The sequence below is a fragment of the Plectonema cf. radiosum LEGE 06105 genome, assembly GCF_015207665.1.
GTDB lineage: Bacteria > Cyanobacteriota > Cyanobacteriia > Cyanobacteriales > Nostocaceae > Rivularia > Rivularia radiosa_A.
This window is the reverse complement of record NZ_JADEWL010000261.1, coordinates 1-4,094: the sequence shown is the minus strand read 5'-3', so window position 1 is coordinate 4,094 and position 4,094 is coordinate 1. Positions and strand designations below refer to the sequence as shown.

Here is a 4,094-nt window from a genome sequence, read left to right as displayed (position 1 = left end):
CCCTGCTTATTAGACCATGCAGGGAGTAGTGAAAATCCAACAAAACCGAAACATTTATCGAATAGTTACCCAAAATTGGGTATTAATGGGTAACTGTGTCAAGAAATTAAGTTACAGTTTAAACCCCAACCCCACTTTTTGAGCTTCATAGTAGGCAATTGCAGCATCAAGCTCCTTTCTAGCTTCAGTATGGATAATAATAAACTTCACGAATACTTTTCTCTTAACTCAGAAAAAACTTGCGACGCTGGTTCTGCAATAGCAGTATTGCGATTAATTTCCTCCAAGCGTTGGCTTAATTCCTCATCCCAAATCGCCTCTAGGTCATCATCTATAACCTCATCCAGAGAATGAATTAAAAAGTGAGCAATTTCAGCACGTTCTTTTGTAGAAAGCTGAGAAAGTTCGAGTTTAAGTTTTTCTGCTGTTTCGCTCATACTTTGGAGTCTCTCCAAAAATTCTGACTCAAACAATTATAATTATACGCTTAATAGGACTTAGCAAAAAGGCATATTTTCTTGTAGGGGCTTCGGTAATAAGGCTTATGGTGTCACGCACCAACCACCGATTGTGACACTTGCGGCTATTCCTGCTTAAGTCAAACTACCAAATAACATCAAGTCCGGATGATTAGTTATTATTGCCTATTCCCTACTTCCCGGGCTTCTTAACAGAAACAAACTAGGAATAAAGTTTGTAGATATGCTTCAAATGCAAGCAAAGAGAGTTCCGTGTAAGCTATGGTAGTTCAAACTGACAAATAGCGACTTTTAGCTTCAGATGAAAAAACTTATATTATTCTGCTTGTTTGTCATCGGGTTGAGTTTTGCCCTGTTAACTTTCGTTAACTTTCGAGGACTCGCAGCTCGCGGTGAATTTGAGACAATTGTGTTAAATTTCCGAGAAGATATCCCGACTGAGCAATTGCAAAAAAGTTTGCAAGCGATAGATCAAAAGTACAATGTTAATCACCGATTAGACAATAAATTTTCCCTGGATGATCATGTTTATATTATTGAAGGGGATAAACAGCGAATCAAAGAACTGCGTAAGTCAGAATTTGCCCAAGAGACAGAATTTATCGAACCAAATTACATATATAAAATTCCCGAATTGGGCAATCCTGAAAAAGATGAAATTGCACGTTTGGCTGAATATTTACCGTCACCCGACACTATCGTAGAAGAAATAAAGCCAGCATTCAAAGGTGCTAATGACCCGTTTTATAGCAAACAGTGGCACCTACATAATATTAACGTTGAAGGGGCATGGGATAAAACTAAAGGCAAAGGTGTAACTGTAGCGGTGATTGACACCGGCATTACTCAGGTACGCGATTTAGTTGAAACCGAGTTTGTCAAAGGTTACGACTTTGTAAATGATAGAGAAAATGCCAACGACGATAATGGACATGGTACCCACGTTGCCGGCACTATTGCTCAAGCAACTAATAATAGTTGGGGTGTTGCCGGAATTGCCTATGAAGCTCGTTTGATGCCTTTGAAGGTACTTAGTAGTTATGGTGGTGGTACAGTCGCCGATATTGCCGAAGCAATTAAATTTGCTGCCGATAATGGTGCAGATGTAATTAATATGAGTTTGGGTGGCGGTGGTGAAAGTCAATTGATGAAAGATGCAATTAATTACGCTCACAGTAAAGGAGTAGTGATAATTGCAGCCGCTGGAAACGAAAACCAAAATTCTGCTTCCTATCCCGCACGTTATCCCAAGGTTTTCGCAGTTTCAGCTTTAGGTCCCGACGGAGAAAAAGCACCTTATTCTAATTATGGTGCAGGAGTAGATATTTCTGCTCCCGGCGGTAGCGATGCTGGTAAAATTCTCCAAGCGACTGTTGATATGGACAGTAAAGGTGAAGAAGTCTTCCTTGGTTTGCAGGGTACAAGCATGGCTGCACCCCACGTTGCTGGTGTTGCTGCACTCATTAAAGCCACAGGAGTAGAACAACCAGATCAAATTTTCAAAGTTCTTACCGAATCAGCACGATCAATTCAAGATGATGGTCTAAACTATTATGGTGCTGGACAGTTAAATGCTGAAGCCGCAGTTACCCTTGCAGCGCAAGGAACAATTAGTTTTCAAGACTTCTTCCGTTGGTTGCGCGATAGCGGCTATTTTAATCCCGGTTTTTGGATTGATGGCGGTGTCGTAGCGCTTTTACCTAAGATTTTAATGGTAGTAGGTTCTTATTTATTAGCTTGGTTTTTGCGAGTTTATTTCCCTTTTACCTGGAGTTGGAGTTTAGCGAGCGGTTTAGTTGCAGGTAGTTCTGGTTTATTCTTCCTTAAAGGATTTTACATCTTTGACCTTCCTCAATGGCCATTCCGTCTTTTAGGTAGTTCCATTCCCGAATTAGGTAATACTTTACAGGGAACGAATCCTTTCAACCCATTGTTTGCCAGCGTTTTAGTTCCGATTCTTTTAATGGCATTACTACTGGGGCATAAACAATGGAAGTGGTTTGCCATCGGTTCAAGTTTAGGTGTTGCAGCTTGCTTAGCTGTAAGTTCTGTAACAGATCCAGCAGTGTGGGGACTCGGAAGTGGTATATTAGCTCGTGGATTTTTAATTACTAATGCACTTCTTTGCTTTATACTAGTTCGTTTGGCTGTGAAAAACGAAGAACAACCAGTTTAGTTGACAGTTGGCAGTTGATGGTTATTTCTTAGTAGTCCGCCACAGTCGCTATGTATGATAGTTAAAAATTTGTAGTGGGAGCTTCTAGCTCCCTGGTGGTAAATAGCAAGCTAAGCTGTTCCCCATTTAAACAACTACTAACCACTATCCACTAACCACTAACCACTATCCATTATCCACTAACCACTATCCACTAACCACTATCCACTAACCACTAACCACTAACCACTAACCACTAACCACTAACATGAGTATTACAGTAAAAGGTATCGTTGAACGCCGCGATATTGGCATGGGTGCTTGGGCTTTAATAGGTGAAGATGGAAAAACCTATGAAATCATGAGAGGAGCAGATAAAAGCTTACTCCAAGCAGGACAAAAAGCACAAGTCACCGGAATTGTACGCGAAGACGTGATGACCACTGCTATGATTGGTCCAGTGTTAGAAGTTAAGTCTTTTGAAGTTACTAGTTAAAGACTTTTTGAATAATTCATATTGTCAATTAAACCATTAATTATCAATTATCAAAACAAACGTTTAGAATCTGGGGAACTTTTCAACTTCTTAGATCGACAAGTGAGATCAAGTCTTTAAAATTGTAGTTTATTGATTTTTCTACTAAGATTTAGCTATATCAAAGCTTACACAGTTTTATTAAAGAAAGTTGAAAGGCGATAGGCGTTCACCTTACTGTGCGGCTTAGCCTTGCCCTTCGGCATCGCCCTAATGTAAAACAAGACGATAAGTGTGTTACATTAAATGTCCTACTTAAATAGATTTTGCTACTTAGCGGTTAATACAGGTTATACTCTGAGAACGACTGAGTATCAATTTAATATTTAAGTTGTATTACTTAGGAAAAAACCCTGAGTATATACTGAGTTAGTTGAGAAAGTTAGTTATTGGGGTGTAGTTGGAAATTATTTACTTCAGTACTTAAGTAAATTTGATTATCTGTATAGATTTGTTAACAAAGCTTTGTGTCTCGCTCTCTATACAAAAATAAAAATCCCCCAGCGTGCTTGTAGGCTTACCGGGGGAGACAGTTATCAGGGTGCATCTACCAATTATATGTACCGTATCTGACAGCAGCTTTCCGGATAAAACTGTATAAATATGTTTGGGTGCTTCTGAATGCTAAATACTGCATTTAAAAATAAAAATCCCCCAGCGTGCTTGTAGGCTTACCGGGGGAGACAGTTATCAGGGTGCATCTACCAATTCTATGTACCGTATCTAACAGCGAGTTTCCGGATAAAACTGTATAAATATGTTTGGGTGCTTTTGAATGCTAAATACTGCATTTAAAAATAAAAATCCCCCAGCGTGCTTGTAGGCTTACCGGGGGAGACAGTTATCAGGGTGCATCTACCAATTCTATGTACCGTATCTGACAGCAGCTTTCCGGATAAAACTGTATAAATATGTTTGGGTGCTT

General features: G+C 39.5%; 3 protein-coding genes. 2 read left to right on the top strand and 1 reads right to left on the bottom strand.

The genetic code is table 11. The features are described from left to right. Positions 1–206: 206 nt before the first annotated feature. Positions 207–437, bottom strand: coding sequence for an addiction module protein (locus IQ247_RS31615; RefSeq protein WP_193926141.1), 231 nt, complete (start codon positions 435–437; stop codon positions 207–209). A gap of 343 nt (positions 438–780) precedes the next feature. Here IQ247_RS31615 and IQ247_RS31610 point away from each other — a divergent pair, with 343 nt between their 5' ends. Together IQ247_RS31610 and IQ247_RS31605 are read left to right on the top strand one after the other, a co-directional pair. Continuing rightward, on the top strand, positions 781–2,655 hold the full coding sequence (locus IQ247_RS31610; RefSeq protein ID WP_193926139.1) for a S8 family peptidase: 1,875 nt from the start codon (positions 781–783) through the stop codon (positions 2,653–2,655). 247 nt (positions 2,656–2,902) lie between these two features. Then, positions 2,903–3,130: a hypothetical protein gene (locus IQ247_RS31605; RefSeq protein ID WP_193926137.1), complete on the top strand. Its 228-nt coding sequence runs from the start codon at positions 2,903–2,905 to the stop codon at positions 3,128–3,130. Positions 3,131–4,094: the final 964 nt, after the last annotated feature.